The sequence below is a fragment of the Nocardiopsis sp. NPDC058631 genome (assembly GCF_042716955.1).
GTDB lineage: Bacteria > Actinomycetota > Actinomycetes > Streptosporangiales > Streptosporangiaceae > Nocardiopsis.
In genome coordinates this window covers 1-18429 of sequence record NZ_JBHXQY010000120.1, presented here as the reverse complement: position 1 = coordinate 18429, position 18429 = coordinate 1, and the positions used below count along the sequence as shown (strand labels likewise).

Sequence of the window (18429 nt, the reverse complement as noted above, 5' to 3'; positions counted from 1 at the left end):
GGGTGCCGGAGCCCGTTCCGGGCGCCGCGTAGAGCCACTCGACCTCCAGGTCGACGGCCGCGACCGTGGCGGGCGAGTAGGAGACCAGGGCATCGGGGGCCTTCGCGCGTCCGGGGCGCCCGCGGGGAGGGCGGGCGCACCCGGATCAGTCGTCGGTCGAGCCGAGGACCAGCGTGGTGCTCCCGCGCTCACCGTCGCGCTCGTACTCGATGTCGACCTCGTCGCCCGGGGTGCGGCTGCGCAGCATCGCCAGCAGGTCCTGGCCCGAGCTGACCGGGCGCGAGTCCAGGGAGACGATCACGTCACCGGGCTCCAGTCCCGCCGTGTCGGCCGGGCCTCCGCTCTCGACCGCGCCCGAGTCCTCGTCGATGACCGCGCCCGCGAGGGGGCTGTCCTCGTCGATGTCGGCACCGATGTCGGCGTACGTGGCCTCGCCGTCCTCCATGAGCCGGTCCACCACACGCTCCGCCTCCGTGGAGGGGATGGCGAAGCCCAGGCCGATGTTGCCGGTGGTCTCGCCCATGGCGCCCATGGTCGCGATCATCGAGTTGACCCCGATGACGCGTCCCTGCGTGTCGACCAGCGGCCCCCCGGAGTTGCCCGGGTTGATGGCGGCGTCGGTCTGGAGTGCGTAGAAGCGCCCGCCGCTCTCGCCCTGGCCGGAGCTGACCGGCCGGTTGACGGCGCTGATGATGCCCTGGGTGACGGTCCCGTTCAGACCGAGGGGAGCGCCGATCGCGATCACCTCGTCCCCCACGATGACCTCCTCGGAGTCACCGAACTGGAGCGGCTCGACGTCGTGCGGGTCCGCGATCGACAGGACCGCGAGGTCCGAACTGGGGTCGGCGCCGACCACGGTGGCCTCGGAGAGGGTGCCGTCGCTGTACTCGATGACGATGCCGTCCGCCTCCAGCCCGCTGGAGACGTGGTCGTTGGTGACCACGTAGTCGCCGTCGATGACGAACCCGGATCCCCCGCCGGGGATGCGCGCGTCGGCGCTGATGAGGGAGACGACGCTCGGGCTGACCCGCTGTGCCACGCCCGCGATGCTGTCGGGGTCGCGCTGGGGGGCCTCGGGCGGGGGCTCGTTCATGACCGGGCCCTCCTCCTCCGGCACCGTGTCCGAGGCGGAGGAGCCGTTGAGGAGCCCGCCCGCGACACCGCCCGCGCCGCCGGCGATGAGCGCGACGACGAGCATGCCGGAAAGTGCCATCCAGGCGGGGACGCCGCGCCTGCGGGCCTTGGGCGCGACGGCCGGGGGGACCCCGTAGGCGGCCTGCGCGGAGGTCGTCATGTGCGGAGCGGAGAAGCCGGGGACGTCCGCCGGACCGTGCGGCCCGGGTCTGTTCGACTGCCCCGGGGGGTCGGCGGGGTCCGTCTGCCGGAAGGAGGCCGTGTAACCGGCGGGGCGGTCGGAGCCCGGGGGATTGTGGGGGCCGGGTTGCGGCTGTGGGACCGGGCCACCGGGCGCCGCGTGGCCCGCGGAGGGGCCGGGGGGAGCGCCTCGCCCCGTGGGGCTCTGGGGGTCACCGGGGTTGAAGGGGGTGCCAGGCTGCCCGCCCTGGCCGGGAGGGGTGTGGTTCATGGGATCTCCACTGTGGGGAGAGGCGGGTGAGGACGGGCCGGGGGTGGGGCCCTGGCCGGCGGTGGCGGGGGGAGGGCCTCCCCGGCCCTGGGGGTGCGGGGCGACCCACCGGGGGTACCGCTGGTGTTCCGCAGGCGCCTGACCCGGCGTGTTCGCCGCGTCCGGGGACGTTCCGCCGCCCGGCGGGGACGCCCGTCCGGGCTCTCCCCCGTGGTCCGAACGGCCGTTTTCCTCAGTCAAGACCTGCTCCGTGGGTCGCTCTGTCGCTTGGCTGGCGGTCCACACACGGCCCGACCGGGGACGTCGCGGCGTGTTCCCCGGACCGGTGCGGGCCGCCACCCGGCGGTCCCGCTCCGCTCGTCCGGGGGTCACCCCTAGAGGAACCCCAACCGGGACATGCCCCGATGCACTCTGCCCCAGAAGCCGGAACCCTCGGGTCCCGGCAACGCGGTCACAGCCGACGAGGCGATCCCGACGGGGGCGTCGGCCAGCACCGTGTAGACGAAGCCGTCCGCCTGCCACATGCTCTGGTACTGGCCCACGTCTCCGCCGAAGATCGTGTCATGTTGTGTTGTGACGCCGTTTCCCCCCGTATCGGTTCCGGCGTATCCGTCACGGAGTGAGGGGGAGTGTTCCGCACCCAGCTTCCCACGCTGGGTGAAAACCGACACCTGCGACAACCCGTCCGAATAGACCGCGTGCACGACGCGGCGCCCGCTGTGCTCGGTGGAGCGCGCGTCGACCAGCCTCAGGTTCCAGTCGAGGTGCTCGGGGAGTGTCCAGCCCTCCTCCCGCAGGGCGGCGCGCTCGTCCCCCGTCAGGGCGTCGCCCCAGGGAGTACCTCCGGCGGCACCCTCGGGCCAGTCACCCCCGCCCTGCTCCAGGCCGGTGAGGCGGACACTGAGCGCGGCCTCCCCCGACACCTCGTAGACCGTGCTGCCCACGAGCAGGTCGGTCCCGGCGTCGACCCAGAACCGCCCGGCGACGGTGCCGTCGGAGCGTCCGGCCTCCACCACCCGGGCCTCCCTGCCGTCCAGGACGGCGGTGCCCGCGTCCGTCACCTCGTAGGTGTCCTCCAACATGTGCAGCAGGCGCTCGTCCAGCGACTCCAGGGCGGAGGACGCCCGCACCACGAAGGCCGACCCCTCCCCGCCGACGGGAGCCAGCGCGAGGCCGTCACCGGGCCGGTGCACCACGCGCACGTGGGGCGGCGGGTCGGCCCCCTCCGGGCCTGTCACCTCGCGCACGGCGGAGTAGGCCGTCTCCTTGCCCGCCAGGGCGGCACGGCGCAACACGGGCATGCCGTCGTCGGACCCCTCCGCGGGGATCTGGTCGGCGTCCGGGCACGCGGCTCCGGTCAGCAGGGCCACGCTGAGCGCCAGGACGACGACGAGGGTGGCCGGACCCGAGGTGGCGGAGGAGTGTCCCTCCGCGCTCACCGTGTCGTTTCGGTGGAGCCGTACCCGAACCGGGTCTCGCCCCCCACGGGACGGGCCTCCGACGGCCGGGTCTGCACGACGGGTATCTGACGGCTGGTCACCGCGTGCTCGACCGCGTAGTCGGACAGGCGGGGCTCCACCACCGGCGTGTTCTGGGCGTCACCCCCCGCGACGAACGCGGTGCCCAGGAGTGCCGTGGCGACCGCGAAGCCCGCGACCGCGTAGCGCCCCCCGGGAAAGGTGGGGATCAGGTGTGAGAAGCGGTCGCCGCCGCGGCGTCGGACGGGCCGCTCCGGTCGCTGCGGACGGACCGGTCCCTCCGGCGCCGTGTCGGCCGACGCCCTCGTCACCACGGGCCCGGACCGCGCGGCCGCCACCGCGGCCTCCGCCGTGAGCGCTCCTCCTCCGGGGAAGCCGCCCAGGGGGCGGGAGGATCCCAGGGGCGGGCGGGCTCCGAAGCCCGCGCCTCCGGGGGGCGGCTCGGAGGGGCCCCGGCCACTCGGCCCCGGGTCGTGGGACAGGCTCGTGAGGCGCCCCATGAAGTCCAGGTCGGGCTCGGGCTCGCGCAAACCGGTGAGGCGCCGCTTCAGACGGCGCGTCATGTCGGCCTCGAACCGGCACGGCTCGCACTTGGCCAGGTGGATGAGGGCGCTCTCGTGCTCGACGGGGCCCAGTTCGCCGTCGACGAGCGCGGAGAGGCGCTCCCCGAGGTGGTCCATGCTCACTCCGCCTCCCCGTTGGTCACGTTTGCACCGCTGCGCGCCCCGCGCTCCTGCGCCGCCAGGGACCGCCGGTGTTCCAGGGCCCGCCGCAGCTGGGCCCGGCCACGGTGGATCCGGCTGCGGACGGTGCCGAGCTTGACGTCCAGCGTCGCCGCGATCTCCTCGTAGGAGAGCCCCTCGATGTCGCACAGGACGACGGGGGCCCGGAACTCGGCGGGCAGCGCGTCGAGCGCGGACTGGATGTCGGCGTCGAAGTGGCGGTCGTCGTAGCGCTGGGCGGGTGAGGGTTCACGCCCCTCCAGCCGATCGTCCGCGTTGTCGGCCAGGCCCTCGAAACGGATCCGGGCCTTACGGCGGGCCATGTCGAGGAAGAGGTTGGTGGTGATGCGGTGCAGCCACCCCTCGAAGGTTCCGGGGGTGTAGTTGGCCAAGGAGCGGAACACCCTGATGAAGACCTCCTGTGTGAGGTCCTCGGCGTCGTGCTTGTTGCCGGTCAGCCGATAGGCGAGCCGGTAGACGCGCGGCGAATGGGTCCGGACGACCTCGTCCCAGCTCGGGGGTTCCCATGCCTCGAATTCCACGGCAGGGCCGGTCTCTGGCACCGCTGCTCCCTTCATCCCATTGATTCGCCGACTGGCTGGTCGGGGGGAGTTGCTTCGTGGCGATCAACGTACGTTCATCCCGATTCAACGCCGGGAGGAGCGGATTAAGTTCCCGCCGCCACGCTCGGAGTTGGGCCCGGATCAGGCTACTCTTCTGCCAGGTGCACGACCTGGTCGCGACCATCATTCCACGGTGGGTGACGGCCGCCCGGTCAGGCCCATGACACGTTCGTGACCACGGCAGTGGGAGGCCGTCATCGCCAGTCCGGAGGAGACAGCGGCCCGGATCACCTGGGTCCGCACCGAACAGGCCCGGTTCGAGCAGGAGGCCTTGGAGGACGAGCCCCTGGCCGACGCGTACGACGCGGGACTGCGGTCGACGGCTCCGCCCGTGGACGCCGCCACCGGCGGAGCGCTGCGCTTCCTGGCCGCCTCCATCAGCGCCCGGTCCGTGGTCGAGATCGGCACGGGGTGCGGGTCCTCGGGGATCTGGCTGCTGCGCGGCATGACGCCTGACGGCATCCTGACCACGGTCGACACCAATGCCGCGTACCAGGACTACGCGCGGGCCGCGTTCGCGAGGGCGGGGTTCGGCGCCGGCCGGGCGAGGCTGATCCGCGGGGCCGCCCTGGACGTGCTGCCGAGGCTGACGGACGGCGGGTACGACCTGGTCTTCGTTGACGCCGACCCCGAGTCCTACCCCCTGTACCTGGAGGAGGCCCTGCGCCTGCTGCGTCCGAGCGGGATGGTGGTGTTCAACGGCGCCATGGTGGGTTCCGCCGAGCCCGACGGACCGCTGCGCAGGCCGGACCCGCGTGAGACCGCCGTGCGCGGGGTGATCAGCCGCATGCGCGACGAGGACGCGTTCATCCCGCTGCTCATGCCCGTGGGCGAGGGGCTGCTGGCCGCCATCCGGTAGCCGCCGGGCGACGGCACGGCCGCCGCCCGGCGGAAGGTCAGCGATCGGCGAGCCAGCGCAGCAGGGTGCGGGTCGCGAACGCCGTGCCGCCCTTGCTGAGCAGACCGCTCTCCTTCGTGGACCTCCCGGGCCCGGCGATGTCCAGGTGCGCCCACGGGACGCCACCGGTGAACTCGCGCAGGAACAGGGCCGCGTCGGTGGCCCCCGCCGGACCGAAGTCGCGTCCGCGGGTGCCGATGTTGGCCAGGTCCGCCACCCGCGACTTCGTGGTCGGCACGTAGTCCTCGGTGAGCGGCATGCGCCACAGCGGTTCGCCGGAGTCGCGGCCCGCGCCCTCCAGTTCGGCGGCGAGCGCCTCGTCGTTGCTGTACAGCGCGCCCATGCCGGTGCCCAGTGCCACCTTGGCCGCGCCGGTCAGGGTCGCCACGTCCACCAGGACGTCCGGGGCCAGCTCGCTGACCGCGTAGCCCATGGCGTCGGCGAGGACCAGGCGGCCCTCCGCGTCGGAGTTGAGCACCTCGACGGTCGTGCCGGTGTAGGTGGTGAGTACGTCGCCGATGCGGGTGGCGTCACCGGAGAAGGCGTTCTCGGCCAGGGCCAGCAGGCCCGTCACCCGGACCGTGGCGCCGACCGCGGCCAGGGCGGACAGCACCGCGAGCACGATCGCCGAGCCGCTCATGTCGGTCTTCATGAGCGACATGTTGTCGTTGGGCTTGAGCGAGAGACCGCCGGTGTCGAACGTGATGCCCTTGCCCACCAGGACGACGTGCCCGGTGGGGTTCTCGGGCGAGTAGGAGAGCTGGACCAGCCGCGGCGGGCGCGAGGAGCCCTGTCCGACGCCGAGGATCGCGCCGAAGCCCTCGTCCTCCAGATCCCCCTCGTCCCACACCCGCACCTGGAGGCCGCTGCTCTCCGCGGCCTCACGGGCGCGCGCGGCCATCCACTCGGGGTCCTTGGACAGGGACGGGGTGTTGATGAGGTCGCGGGCCAGGGCGGTGGCCGCGGCCAGGACGGTACCCCGCTCCAGGGCGTCGGACAGGGGACCGTCGGTGCCGTCGCCGAGGACGACCTCGATCGAGGCCGCGGGGCGCCGGTCGGCCGGGGCCTCCGAGGACTTGAGGGTGAAGGTGTAGGAGGCCAGGAGCGCGCCCTCGGCGAAGGCGGTGGCGGCCTCCGCGCCGGAGCCGGGCCAGGCGAGGGCCACGCGCCCGGACCCCCGGCCGGCCCGGGACAGGGCCGCGCCGGCCTTCCGGAGGTCGTCGGGCGAGCCCGAGCCGACCCCCAGAAGCGCCACGCGGACCAGGCCCCTGTCCCGGGGCACCGGGAACTGGGCCAGCTCCCCGGGTTTCCCGGTGAGCGAGTAGTGCGCGAACAGATCGGTGAGCGACGCCGGCAGGACCTGTGCCAGGCCGCTCTCGGCGACCCCCCCGACCGCCGCCGGCCCACCGTCTCCCGAGGTCAGGGGGAGGACCAGCAGGTCAGCGGTGGAATCGACGAGCTTCCCCGGTACGGGGTGGATCTCCGTGGCGAAAGGCACAGGCCGCTCACAATCGTTCACTTGGGAGGTGTACAACCTCGGGGGGTCGTCAGGGCTTTCCGGCCCGGGGTGGGGGACGGTTCACTGCCTGATCAGGGAGTGTTTTTCAGAAGGCTCTCGGGGCGGCGAGCGGCCGTCCAGGCGATCTCCCGCAAGACGATGTGCGATGTTCAGCCTGGTGGTGCTGACACGAGCGCCAAGGCGCAGCGGGAGGCAGCCCGGTGGACGCGGGCCCGGAAGGATTCAGAAAACACGACCTAGCCGACGACACCCTTGAGCGCGTCCCGGAGCTCGGAGGCCTCGTCTGGAGTCAGCTCGACAACCAGGCGTCCGCCACCCTCCAGCGGGACCCGCATGATGATGCCGCGACCCTCCTTGGTGACCTCCATCGGCCCGTCACTGGTCCTCGGCTTCATCGCCGCCATGCCATTCCCCTTTCTCGTGCTTCCTCGCGGGTGACTCATGCCCGTGTGCCTTAAGGGGCGTGAATCACTCTTCGACCATTATCTCGGAGGTTCACCCCTCCGTGTGCGCCGGGCGGCGGCCGGGCCGCCGCCACGAGCACCCGCCCACGAGGAATCTTCGGTCAGTAAGGTTATATCGGTACTGACCGAAACCTGGGGAGAGCACGGAGCCGGAGCGGCCCGCCGCTCGGGGACGGCGGTACCGGCTCAGCACGCGGCGAGCACTCGCACGACGGGCCCCACCTGGGGGTTCGTTCCGCGCGGGGTCAGCCGAGGTCGCCCGTCGAGATCATCCGGGTTCCCTCCCGGGTGATGGAGGACCACTCCGCCCTCAGCCCGCCGCCGTCGACGGCCGCCCACACGGTCAGCTCGGACTCGTCGACGCACCTGTCCTCGGGATCGGCGGTCTCGGTGTAGGCGTAGACGCGGCGGTCGTTGTCGCCCGCCGACAGGGCCAGGGTCCCCGAACAGGCGAAGGTCGTCCAGGCGGTACTGCCCCGCTCGGCGCCCTCCTCGATCCGGACCTCCGCGTGCCAGTCGGCGACGTGCTCGCCCTCGGTGTCCACCTGGCTCATCTCACCGGACCACGCTCCGACGAAGGCCTCGGCGGGGACGGTCGGACCGACCTCGTCCTCACCCGGCCCTGCGAGCACGGCCCACGCGGCGGCGCCGCCCCCGACGAGCAGGACGGCCGCCGCGGCCGCGGCCAGAACGGCGACCTGGCGGCGGCGCTTCCCGCTGTGCCGGGTCGACCTGGGCGGCGGCCACAGGGACAGCTGTTGCACAGGGTGGGCCGGGGTCACCGCGGAGGCGGGCGCGTCACGCCTGTCCCCAGCTCCCGACTCCAGTTCGGCTGCTGTGTCCATCCTCGCCATCCTCAACAACGCTGCACCCGCTCCGGCGGAACGGGGGTACCGGGTACAGCGACCGAGGATAGAGCACGCCAACACACCAGATTTGCCTGAGAACGCCGCCTTGACTGTGATGCACGGCATAGCGACACGCGGACCGGCAGGTCGGACCCGGTGGACGGGAGGCCGCCGGTCGCGCGAGCGATCCGGGCACCGGACCGGGTGGTGCGGGCACCCGGGTGGCCCTCCCCGGTCAGCGCTGGTTGCCGCCGACCGCGGCGTCGTCCGTGTCGGCGTCGTGCGTGCCGGCGTCATCCGTGTCGGCGTCGTCCGTACCGGCGTCGTCCGTACCGGCGTCGTCCGTACCGGCGTCGTGCTCCGCCTCGCCCCCGGCCCGGGGGGCACGGTCCGGGTCGTCGTCCGCGTCGGCCCCGGCGTGTGTCCAGGACCCGTGCTCGCCACCGGCCCCGTACTCGCCACCGGGGGTGTACGAGCCCCCGGGAGCGTAGGCGTCACCGGGCAGACGGGTACCGGGGTGCGGGCCGGTCCCCTCCGGCACGTAGGAGGGGTCGAGACGGGACAGGCGCCACTCCAGGTCCTCGATCCGCTCGTCCCGTTCGCGCAGGGTGACGGTGAGGCGCAGCAACAGCTCGTCCACGGCGCGCACGTGGTAGCCCCACAGGGCGAGGGGCAGCATCACACGGCCGAGGTCGTGCGCCCCGACGGGACGGTCGTGCGGCAGAGGGAGCGGGGGGTAGTCGGCCTCGAACCGGGCCAGCTGGCCGCCCTTGCCGAGCACCACGTAGACCACGCCGACGAGCACGGCCAGTGCGGCGGCGGCAACCAGGATCATGATGAAAACAGGCACGGACCCGATCGTGCCACACCCCGGGCGCCGGAGGGAGGGCCACGGGCCCGCGGCAGGGCACCGGATCCGCGACGCCCCGGCGCGCGCAGGGGCCCGCTCCGGGGCCGCGTCACCCGTCTTCCCTCCCCGGCGCCCCGGAGCCGCGGGGAGGGGCCTCCAGGGGCGTGTGCGCGCCCCTCCTACTGCTCGGGCCCGGCCTCGCCCCGTTCCAGCTCCTCCTGCTCCCGCGCGATGTGCAGATGGGACTTGCGGATGATGTCGACGACCTCCTGGGGATCGTCGACGATCTGGACCAGCTCCATGTCGTGCGGCTTGATCAGCTCGTTCTCCAGGAGGCTGGTGCGGACCCACTCCTCCAGCCCGCCCCAGAAGTCGCGGCCGACCAGGATCACCGGGAACCGGGTGACCTTGTTGGTCTGCACGAGGGTGGCAGCCTCGAACAGCTCGTCGAGGGTGCCGAAGCCGCCGGGCAGCACCACGAAGGCCTGCGAGTACTTCACGAACATGGTCTTGCGGACGAAGAAGTACCGGAAGGTCATCCCCATGTCGATGTAGGGGTTGAGGGACTGCTCGAAGGGCAGCTCGATGCCGAGCCCCACGGAGAGCCCGCCCGCGCCCTGGGCGCCCTTGTTCACCGCCTCCATCATGCCGGGGCCGCCGCCGGTGATCGTGGCGTAGCCCGCCTCCGCCAGCCTGGCGCCGACATCGACGCCCAGGTCGTAGTAGCGGGTTCCGGGCTTGATCCTGGCCGATCCGAACACGCTCACCGCCGAGGGCAGTTCGGACAGCAGCCCGAACCCCTCCACGAACTCCGACTGGATGCGCAGGACCCGCCACGGGTCGGTGTGCACCCAGTCGGAGGGGCCCCGCCGGTCGAGGAGTCGCTGGTCGGTGGTGGTGCTGGGGATGGAGCTGCCCCTGTAGGTGAGGGGGCCGGCCCGTCGTACCTTCTCGTCTTCCGTCATGCCGTAAAGCTATCCGCGTACGTCGGGCTCACACCTGAACCACACGTGGCACTGCGGTGGCCACAAGCGGCAGGTTTGCCGCACGGGCCGCCCTCCGTGGCCGGTCACGGCCGTGCGGTGACGCCCCGCCCGTGCCCCGCCCGTGCCCGCCGGAGCTCCGGCGGGGCACTCCGCGGCGGGCCCGGTGACCGGCCCCCGGCAGCGGGCGGAGGTCACCGGTCCCCGTTCAGCCAGGCCACCATGCGCTCCTCGGCCTCGCGGATCAGCGCGATCTCCGCGTACTCGTCCTTCGTGTGCGCCAGCACGGGGTCGCCGGGGCCGTAGTTGACGGCCGGCACACCCAGTTCGGAGAAGCGGGACACGTCGGTCCACCCGAGCTTGGCCCGGGCCCGGCCCTCCCCCACCGCGGTGACGAACGCCGCCGCCGAGGGGTCGTCCAGCCCCGGACGCGCGGGCGCCGCCGCGTCCACCACGCGCACCTCGAACCCGTCGAAGACCTCGCGCAGGTGTGCCTCCGCGTCCGCGACGGACAGGTCCGGGGCGAACCGGTAGTTGACCTTCACCACGCACTCGTCCGGGATGACGTTGCCCGCGACCCCGCCCTCGATGAACACGGCGTTGAGTCCCTCGTGGAAGCGCAGCCCCTCCACCTCCGGCTCGCGGGGGGTGTAGGCGCGCAGCACGTCCAGGACGGCCCCGGCGCCGTGGATGGCGTTCTCCCCCATCCACGACCGGGCGCTGTGCGCGCGCCTGCCCCTGGTCACGACCTCCACCCGCATGGTCCCCTGGCAGCCGCCCTCGATCACGCCGCCCGTGGGCTCCATCAGAATCGCGAAGTCCCCGGCCAGCCACTCCGGGTGGTTCCGGGTGAGGCGGAGGAGGCCGTTGCGGGACGCGTCGACCTCCTCGTTGTCGTAGAAGACGTAGGTGACGTCGTGCACGGGCTCGGCCACCAGCGCGGCCAGCTTGAGCTGGACCGCGACCCCGGCCTTCATGTCGGTGGTGCCGCATCCGTAGAGGCGCCCGCCTTCGACGCGCGAGGGGACGTTGTCCACGATCGGGACGGTGTCGATGTGCCCGGCGACGACGACGCGGCGCGGGCGGCCCAGTTCGGTCCGGGCGACCACGGCGTCACCGTCACGGCCGACGGTGAGGTGCGGGAGTGCCTTCAGCGCGCCCTCGACCGCGTCGGCGAGGATCCCCTCGTCACCGCTCTCGGAACGGATGTCCACGAGTGCGGCGGTCAGTTCCGCCACGTCCGAGGTCAGGTCCAGCATGGTGTCGCCCCGTTTCTGAGCTGTGTTCGGCCGTCGTGCCGCAGGCACCCGGCCATGGTCCCGCGCGCGCCCGGCGGGTGCACGGACGGGGCCCGCACGGCCACCCTAGGGCGTTTTCCGCGGACGCTTTCGGTTGGCTCGGCGCTTGCGCCGATCAACGCGGGGGGGCGCCCTCCGCCTTCGGAGGGCGCCCCTGCCAGGACCGGGCGAACGGGCGTGCGTCAGGCGTTGACGCCGTGCTCCCGCAGGAGGTCGTTCAGGGCGAGCTTGTCGTGCTCCTCGCCCTCCTGGAGGCGCCTGAGCACCAACAGGACCGGCATGCCGAAGTCGCCGCCCGGGAAGCTCTTGGTCCGGTTCGCGGTCACGCACACCGACCAGGCCGGGGCCTCGCCGCGCTTGAGCTCCTCGCCCGTCTCGGCGTCGAACACGCGCGTGGAGGAGGTCAGGATGGTGCCCGCGCCGAGCTTGGCGCCGGTGCGCACCCGGGCGCCCTCGACGACCATGCTGCGGGAGCCGAGGAAGGCGTCGTCCTCGATGACGACCGGGGACGCCTGCGGCGGTTCGAGGACGCCGCCCACGCCGACGCCGCCGGACAGGTGGACGTTCTGGCCGACCTGTGCGCAGGAGCCGACCGTGGCCCAGGTGTCGACCATCGTCCCGGAACCGACGTAGGCGCCGATGTTGGTGAAGGACGGCATGAGGACGACACCGGGGGCGAGGAAGGAGCCCCACCGGGCGATCGCCCCCGCGACGACGCGGACGCCGTCGAAGCGGGTCTTCAGGGGCATGCGGTCGTGGTGGTGGAAGTCGCCGACCTGCGACTCCTTCATGTCCAGGACCTTGAAGCCGAGGAGGATGGAACGCTTGGCGCGCTGGTCGACCACGACCTCGTCGGTGGCGGGGTCGACGAAGGCCACGCGGGCCTTGCCCTGGTCGATCAGGTCGATGGCGCCGGTGATGGTCTCACGGGCCTCGGCGTGGGAGGGCGTGAGTTCGGAGCGCTTCTCCCAGAGTTCGTCGATCTGGTCGGGCAGCGGACTGGAGTACGAGCTGGTCATGTGCACACACGTTAGTGGCTCGCGGAAGGTGCGGGGGTACCCCCGCCCGTGTGTGCCGACCGCCTCCGCCCACCCGCCCCGCCCGGCGGCCCGGCGAGGACTACAATGCGGCCGGGGCTCGCTGCGGGTCCCTCGCGCGGCACGGGTGACCTTCCTCTCCGTGCGGTGCGCCCCACCTGCTCCCTACCCTTGGTTCGCCTGTGCCCAGTAAGCGCCGGAGGCTCTCCGCCTTCGTCAAGATCCTGTTGTCCCTCTTCCTCGTGTGCGGCCTCCTCGTCGCGGGCGCGTACTACGTGCTGACCACGTTCGAGCCGTTCGACACCGTGGAGGCCCCCGAGCCGGGGTGCCGTCTGGACCTGTCCGACGGCGAGTACGAGATGGAGGCACCCCAAGTGGTGAGCGCGACCACGGTGAGCGGTGTCGCGTTCAGCCGCGACCTGCCGCCGGAGGCGGTGACGGTCGCGTACGCGACGGTGTGGCAGGAGTCCGCGTTCCACAACCTTGAGTACGGCGACCGCGACTCCCTCGGCCTGTTCCAGCAGCGGCCGTCCCAGGAGTGGGGCGAGCCGGAGCAGATCCTCGACCCGGTGTACTCCACCCGCTCGTTCTACGACGAGCTGGTGGAGGTGGACGACTGGTCGGGGATCCCGGTGTTCGAGGCCGCCCAGGCGGTGCAGCGCAGCGCGGACGGCTACGCCTACGACCAGCACGAGGGCCTGTCGGAGCGGATGGCCGAGGTGACCACCGGCGATCTCGGACCGAGCCTGACCTGCTGGTACGACGCAGAGACCCTGGATGCTCTGCGGGCCGGCGACGCGGACACGGCGGGCGCCCAGGAGGAGATGGCGCGGGTCTTCGGAGTCGACCCGGCGACCCTTCCGGTGGGTGGGGACCAGGAGTCGCGTACCGGTGACCTCGGCTGGGCGATGGCCCTGTGGGCGGTTGCGCACGCCGAGGAGTACGGGCTGACCTCGGTCTCCTACGGGGACCAGCGGTGGCGCGCGTCGGACGGCCTGGACGGCGCCGAGGCATGGACCGCGGTGGAGGAGGACACCGGGGGCCGCGTGGTTTTGCGCTGACGGCGGCCGTCCGGGGGCCACGCGCGGGGGCCGGAGCGAGTCGGCGGTTTCCAGGGCCCGTTCAGCGCCCCCGGGCGCAGTGTGTCGGCACTCCCGAACACTTCGGCAGGCGCACCGTCGAGGTGGGGAAGCGGTTCCACCTCGCACCGGGGAACGTCAGTCATGCTGGAGAAGCCGACCGACAGCCCGCACGCGGTGGAGTGGGCCCCCGTCACGCCAGGCGCTTGACGGCGGCCTCCACGCGCTCGTCGGTGGCGGTGAACGCCACCCGCACGTGCCCCGCCCCCGCGGTGCCGTAGAAGTCTCCGGGGGCGACCAGGACGCCGCGCTCCGCCAGGTGCGCGACCGCGCCCCAGGCGTCGTGGCCGGGGTGGCTCGCCCACAGGTACAGTCCGGCGTCCGAGTGCTCGATCCGCCAGCCCGCCCCCTCCAGGGCCGCGCGGAGCCGGGACCGGCGGGCCCGGTACCGCTCCTTCTGCTCGGCCGCGTGCGCGTCGTCGTCCAGGGCCGCTCCCATCGCGGCCTGGACGGGCGCCGGGACGATCATCCCGGCGTGCTTGCGCACCGCCAGCAGCTCACCGACCAGGGCGGGGTCCCCTGCGACGAAGGCCGCGCGGTACCCGGCCAGGTTGGAGCGCTTGGAGAGCGAGTGCACGGCGAGCAGGTTCTCGTGGGAGCCGCCCGACACGTCGGGGTGCAGGATCGACACCGGTTCGGCGCCGTCCCAGCCGAGGTCCAGGTAGCACTCGTCGGAGGCCACCACCGCACCGCGCTCACGGGCCCACTCCACGACCTTGCGCAGGTGCGGCACGCCCAGGACGCGCCCCGTCGGGTTGCTCGGCGAGTTCACCCACACCAGCCCCGCCGAAGCCGGGCCCAGGGTCGTCAGGCCGTCGGAGGCGACCGGGGTCGCGCCGGCGATCCGCGCGCCGACGTCGTAGGTCGGGTAGGCCAGTTCGGGGTGGACGACCGTGTCGCCCGCACCGAGTCCGAGGAGGGTCGGCAGCCACGCGACGAGTTCCTTCGAGCCGACGGTGGGCAGCACCGCGCCCTCGGCGACGTCCACGCCGTGGCGGCGGGACAGCCAGCCGCGGATGGACGCGCGCAGCTCGGGCGTCCCCCAGGTGAGCGGGTAGCCGGGCGAGTCGGCTGCGTCGGCCAGGGCCTTGCGCAGGGACGCCGGAACCGGGTCGACGGGCGTACCGACGGAAAGGTCGACGATGCCGTCGGGGTGCGCCGACGCGGTGCGCTTGTAGGGCGCCAGCCGGTCCCACGGGAAGGTCGGGAGCCGGTCCCTCACTGATCGCCGCTCGGCCATCGGTACACACTCCATCCATCGGGGTTCGGTTCACACAAGAATCGCGCCGACCCGCTGCGGGGGTCGGCGCGACACGTCACCCCACGGGTGACACACGCCCGCGCACCCTCTGCGCCATGGGGGGTGCGGTGGCGCCACGGCCTCGGACGGACCGGAAGGCGGGCTGCGCGGCTACTCGGCCTGCGGCGGCAGCTTCGCGACGAGCGGGTGGTCGCGGTCGATCTTGCCGACCTTGGAGGCACCGCCCGGGGAGCCCAGGTCGTCGAAGAAGTCGACGTTGGCCTTGTAGAAGTCGGACCACTGCTCGGGCAGGTCGTCCTCGTAGTAGATGGCCTCGACCGGGCAGACCGGCTCACACGCACCGCAGTCGACGCATTCGTCCGGGTGGATGTAGAGCATGCGGTCGCCCTCGTAGATGCAGTCCACGGGGCACTCGTCAATGCACGCCTTGTCCAGCACATCAACACAGGGCTGCGCGATGACGTAGGTCACGTCGTACTCCTTGTCTCACCCCCGCTTTCCACGGGGGAGGCGGGGACCTTCAGAACCCCGGACCGGGTTCGGCGTGCGGGCGCCTATGCCCTGCTCCCGGGCTCTGCAAGCAATTGGCACAGATGTCGTCCTCCTAGTATGGCGGCGAAGAACAACCAGCGCACAATCGGGGGCACGTTCCATGCACATGGGAGGACGCCTCGTCCACCGGATCACCCCGGAGGACGTCGGCCGCAGGGTCTCTGTTCGTATAAGCCTCCCCGGCGGCGGGTTCACCGATATCGTCGGTGTCGTGGAGTCCTGGGCCGGCGGCGTCATCACCGTCCGCCGACGCGACGGTTCCGCGGTGGAGGTCGAGGAGTCGTCGGTCGCCGCCAGCCGCGTCGTCCCCCCGGTGCCCCCGCGCCGCCGCGACGGGCGTCCCCCTCGGATGCCGTGAGCTCCGCGCCCCGGTCTCCCCGACGATTTCCCCCGTCCGTCCCTCGGACGGGGCCGGGCGCCCACACCGCGCCTGGACAGAGGAATTCTTCGCCCCGCGCGGGGTAGGAGACGCACAGTCCCGGAGCGGCTCCCGCAGCCCGGTCCGCCCGGGGACCGACGAACGAAGCATCACGCCCCCTGGCGGCACACCACGCGGCCCGGGTGCGGGTACGCGGGGAGGTGGTGAGCGCCCGTCATGCGCGAAGCAGTTGCGTCCGCCCTCGCCGAGCTGGCCCGACGGGACGAGCGGGCCGCCGACATGGCCCGGTCCGCGTTGGACACGCTGGCTCCGGAGCAGGAGCTCGAAAGGATCAACCAGCACGCCGTCCAGCGTTTCTGCTGGTTCGAGCTCCCGGCCCGCTTCCAGAACTCCACCGGTGAGCAGCTGTTCGCCGTCCGCTCCCTCGGAAACCTCTTCTCCCTCCTCCAGCTGTACCGCTACGCGCAGATCTGCTCCGCGCCGGAGACCGCCGCACTGCTCACCGCCTACACCGACGACCACGCGGCCGGGCTGGCCATGTACGAGCGGCTCATGTGGGAGTCCGGGGTCGAACCGCCCGACCTTCCCGAGCTCACGTGGGGCACCGCCGTCGGCGACGCCGAGATCCGCGCCCGCGACGAGACCTCGGCCGCCCTGGAGCTCGCCATCTCGCTCGGCGACGTCCGTCCGGGCAAGCGGGGGTGGCGTCCCGCCCAGGAGCAGTTCACCCGTTCCTTCCTCACCCGGCCGGACCAGCGGGGTCTGAGCCACCTGGACCTGGTGCGGGAGGAGCGCGTCCGCGCGTGGCTCAGCTCGTCGGCGCACCCGCACCGGCAGCGGCTGTGGCCGCTCGTCGGGCAGATCATCGCCGGCGCGGACGCGCCGCGTGCCGCCGACCGGGCCATGGCCCCGTTGCAGCGGCTGCTGGACCTGGCCGCCGACGGCATCGCCCTCACCCAGATCGGCTACATCTCGCCGGGCGTGGTCCGCCAGATGTGCGCGGACTTCGGGTGGCACACCACGCCCGAGCCTCCGCGCAGCGAGACCGACGCGACACAGATGATCGCCCTGCACCAGGCGCTGCGGGGCATGCGCGCGCTGCGCAGGTCGGGGCGCCGGCTCGTCCTGACCCGGCGCGGGCGGCAGCTGCGCGCGGACTCCGAGGCGCTGTGGCAGGCGGCCACCGAGACCCTGTGCCGGACCGGGGGCCTGGAGCAGGCGGCGGCGGAGACGCTGCTGGGCATGCTGCTGGCCCGTTCCCCGCAGGGCAGCGGGTCGCACGCGCGTCGGTGCGAGTCGGACGTGGAGGCCGCCGAACGGACGCTGACGGAGTCGGGCTGGGTGCCGCTGGAGCCGCCGGTGGCGGCCGGTCGGCACGCCGCGTCGCACCGGCGGGCCGCCGAGACGGCGTCAGACCAGATGCGGGCGCTGGTGATGTCGGTGAGCTGGCTGCTGGAGACCCTGGGGCTGCTCGGCGAGGACGACGGTGCCGGGCACCGGGAGCTGACCGCGCCCGGCCGGGCCTTCGCGGTCGCCTGCCTGCACCAGTCGGCGGTCGCTCCCCGGACCGTCGTGTAGACCACGGCCTCAGGCCCCTCCCGGAAGGGCCCGGGCGCCCGCCCCTGGACGGCACCCGCTGCGAACGGGTACCGCCCAGGGCCTAACCTGGAGCGCGAACCACCCGCGACCAGCAGGAGCACCATGCCCACGCCCGAACCGCCCCAGAAGGCGGAGACGACCGACGTGCCCGAACCCGAGCGGGGCGCGGACGAGGCACCCGGCGTCGACCCGTGGGAGAGGATGCCCGAGGGCGCCCTCAACCGCCCCGGCCTGGGTGATTCCGAGGACGAACCCACCGGGTCGGGGGCTCGGTCCGACGGGGGGCCCGGCGCCGGCGAGGACGCGGGGATCTCGGCAGCCGCGCCCGGGGACGACGTGGCGCCCGGTGGGGGTGCTCCGGCCCCGAGCTGGATCGACTTCCTGCCCAGCCCGGTGTTCGTCCTGCTGCTGGGCCTCACCGGGTTCGCCGGCTGGCTCTCCTGGGGCGCCGCCGAACTCGACTGGGCCGCCGAGGGCACCAGTGTCACGCCGCTGGTCCCGCCGCTGCTCATCCTGCTCGGGTGGATCGTCTCCGCGACCGTCCACGAGTTCGCGCACGCGCTCGCCGCCTACCTGGCCGGTGACCGCTCCCTGCGCGGCAGCGCGTACCTGCGGCTCAACCCGTTCGCCTACCAGCACGCCTTCGCCGGTCTCGTGCTGCCCTCGCTCTACCTGGGCCTCGGCGCCCTCGGCATGAACGGCCCCCCCGCCCAGGTCGACTGGGAGCGGATCCCGACCCGGGGCCGCCGCATCGTGGTCGCCCTCGCCGGGCCGCTGACCAGCCTCCTGCTGTCCGCCGTGCTCGCCGTCGTCGTGACCGTCCTGGTCCCCCCCGGCAACGACACCACCAACTGGGCGATCGCCGCGATGGCGTTCCTGTCCTTCGCGAACCTGACCTCCGCGCTCGTCAACCTGCTGCCCGTGCCGGGCCTGGACGGCTTCGAGGTGCTGGCGGCCGTGGCCGGTCGCGCCCGCTGGGTCCCCGCCGCCCGCCGCAACGCCCTGTTCGGCTCCGTGGCCGTGTTCGCCGTCCTCTGGTTCCCCGGGGTCAAGGAGGTCGTGGTGAACCTGGTGTACGGCCTGTTCGACCTGGTCCTGCCCAATCCGGTGTTCCCCGGGATCGCCTTCTACGGCGAGCTCCTCCTCCAGTTCTGGGCCTGACCCGGCGGGTGTGGCGCGCAAGGACCCCGGGGC

General features: G+C 73.0%; 18 protein-coding genes and 1 pseudogene. 5 read left to right on the top strand and 14 right to left on the bottom strand.

All coding sequences use genetic code 11. The features are described 5' to 3' along the window. From ACFWTE_RS26875 to sigE, 5 genes and pseudogenes are all read right to left on the bottom strand, one after another. Positions 1–94, bottom strand: a pseudogene (locus tag ACFWTE_RS26875) (histidine phosphatase family protein); the annotation flags it as partial. A 51-nt stretch (positions 95–145) separates the two neighbouring features. Then, on the bottom strand, positions 146–1213 hold the full coding sequence (locus ACFWTE_RS26870) for a S1C family serine protease (RefSeq protein ID WP_378782705.1): 1068 nt from the start codon (positions 1211–1213) through the stop codon (positions 146–148). A 746-nt stretch (positions 1214–1959) separates the two neighbouring features. Continuing rightward, positions 1960–3024, bottom strand: a complete 1065-nt coding sequence (locus tag ACFWTE_RS26865) for a transcriptional regulator (protein WP_378782703.1) — start codon at positions 3022–3024, stop codon at positions 1960–1962. Next, on the bottom strand, positions 3021–3743 hold the full coding sequence (locus ACFWTE_RS26860; protein WP_378782704.1) for a zf-HC2 domain-containing protein: 723 nt from the start codon (positions 3741–3743) through the stop codon (positions 3021–3023). The genes ACFWTE_RS26865 and ACFWTE_RS26860 overlap by 4 nt, the downstream gene beginning before the upstream one ends. Positions 3744–3745: 2 nt before the next feature. Then, a complete protein-coding gene (gene sigE / locus ACFWTE_RS26855; protein WP_378782702.1) occupies positions 3746–4363 on the bottom strand; it encodes an RNA polymerase sigma factor SigE in 618 nt (205 codons plus the stop codon). 316 nt (positions 4364–4679) lie between these two features. Between sigE and ACFWTE_RS26850 the strand changes: the two genes are divergently transcribed. Then, positions 4680–5267 (top strand): O-methyltransferase, encoded by a 588-nt coding sequence (locus ACFWTE_RS26850; protein ID WP_378782701.1) that lies wholly within the window; start codon positions 4680–4682, stop codon positions 5265–5267. A 37-nt stretch (positions 5268–5304) separates the two neighbouring features. Here ACFWTE_RS26850 and ACFWTE_RS26845 read toward each other — a convergent pair whose 3' ends face one another. The 7 genes from ACFWTE_RS26845 to ACFWTE_RS26815 all read right to left on the bottom strand — a co-directional run bounded on the left by ACFWTE_RS26845 (position 5305) and on the right by ACFWTE_RS26815 (position 12287). Then, the gene (locus tag ACFWTE_RS26845; RefSeq protein WP_378782700.1) at positions 5305–6804 is read right to left on the bottom strand and encodes a leucyl aminopeptidase; all 1500 of its coding nucleotides are present in this window, start codon (positions 6802–6804) and stop codon (positions 5305–5307) included. 257 nt (positions 6805–7061) lie between these two features. Beyond that, positions 7062–7229, bottom strand: a complete 168-nt coding sequence (locus ACFWTE_RS26840; protein WP_267948190.1) for a DUF3117 domain-containing protein — start codon at positions 7227–7229, stop codon at positions 7062–7064. 305 nt (positions 7230–7534) lie between these two features. Next, positions 7535–8134, bottom strand: a complete 600-nt coding sequence (locus ACFWTE_RS26835) for a hypothetical protein (protein ID WP_378782699.1) — start codon at positions 8132–8134, stop codon at positions 7535–7537. Positions 8135–8372: 238 nt separating this feature from the next. Beyond that, positions 8373–8987, bottom strand: coding sequence for a hypothetical protein (locus ACFWTE_RS26830; protein WP_378782698.1), 615 nt, complete (start codon positions 8985–8987; stop codon positions 8373–8375). Positions 8988–9166: 179 nt separating this feature from the next. Continuing rightward, positions 9167–9952, bottom strand: a complete 786-nt coding sequence (locus tag ACFWTE_RS26825; RefSeq protein WP_378782697.1) for a TIGR00730 family Rossman fold protein — start codon at positions 9950–9952, stop codon at positions 9167–9169. 212 nt (positions 9953–10164) lie between these two features. Beyond that, positions 10165–11229, bottom strand: coding sequence for a succinyl-diaminopimelate desuccinylase (gene dapE / locus ACFWTE_RS26820; RefSeq protein ID WP_378782696.1), 1065 nt, complete (start codon positions 11227–11229; stop codon positions 10165–10167). A gap of 221 nt (positions 11230–11450) precedes the next feature. Beyond that, positions 11451–12287: a 2,3,4,5-tetrahydropyridine-2,6-dicarboxylate N-succinyltransferase gene (locus tag ACFWTE_RS26815; protein ID WP_378782695.1), complete on the bottom strand. Its 837-nt coding sequence runs from the start codon at positions 12285–12287 to the stop codon at positions 11451–11453. 200 nt (positions 12288–12487) lie between these two features. Between ACFWTE_RS26815 and ACFWTE_RS26810 the strand changes: the two genes are divergently transcribed. Then, positions 12488–13366: a hypothetical protein gene (locus ACFWTE_RS26810; RefSeq protein WP_378782694.1), complete on the top strand. Its 879-nt coding sequence runs from the start codon at positions 12488–12490 to the stop codon at positions 13364–13366. Positions 13367–13577: 211 nt separating this feature from the next. Here ACFWTE_RS26810 and dapC read toward each other — a convergent pair whose 3' ends face one another. Next, positions 13578–14684, bottom strand: coding sequence for a succinyldiaminopimelate transaminase (gene dapC, locus ACFWTE_RS26805; protein WP_378782693.1), 1107 nt, complete (start codon positions 14682–14684; stop codon positions 13578–13580). 171 nt (positions 14685–14855) lie between these two features. Then, entirely contained in the window at positions 14856–15176 is a 321-nt protein-coding gene (gene fdxA / locus ACFWTE_RS26800) for a ferredoxin (RefSeq protein WP_013154907.1), read from the bottom strand. 181 nt (positions 15177–15357) lie between these two features. Here fdxA and ACFWTE_RS26795 point away from each other — a divergent pair, with 181 nt between their 5' ends. The 3 genes from ACFWTE_RS26795 to ACFWTE_RS26785 all read left to right on the top strand — a co-directional run bounded on the left by ACFWTE_RS26795 (position 15358) and on the right by ACFWTE_RS26785 (position 18396). Continuing rightward, entirely contained in the window at positions 15358–15615 is a 258-nt protein-coding gene (locus ACFWTE_RS26795; RefSeq protein WP_378782692.1) for a hypothetical protein, read from the top strand. A gap of 237 nt (positions 15616–15852) precedes the next feature. Next, positions 15853–17214 (top strand): hypothetical protein, encoded by a 1362-nt coding sequence (locus ACFWTE_RS26790; RefSeq protein ID WP_378782691.1) that lies wholly within the window; start codon positions 15853–15855, stop codon positions 17212–17214. A 123-nt stretch (positions 17215–17337) separates the two neighbouring features. Next, positions 17338–18396, top strand: coding sequence for a site-2 protease family protein (locus ACFWTE_RS26785; protein WP_378782690.1), 1059 nt, complete (start codon positions 17338–17340; stop codon positions 18394–18396). Positions 18397–18429 lie beyond the last annotated feature (33 nt).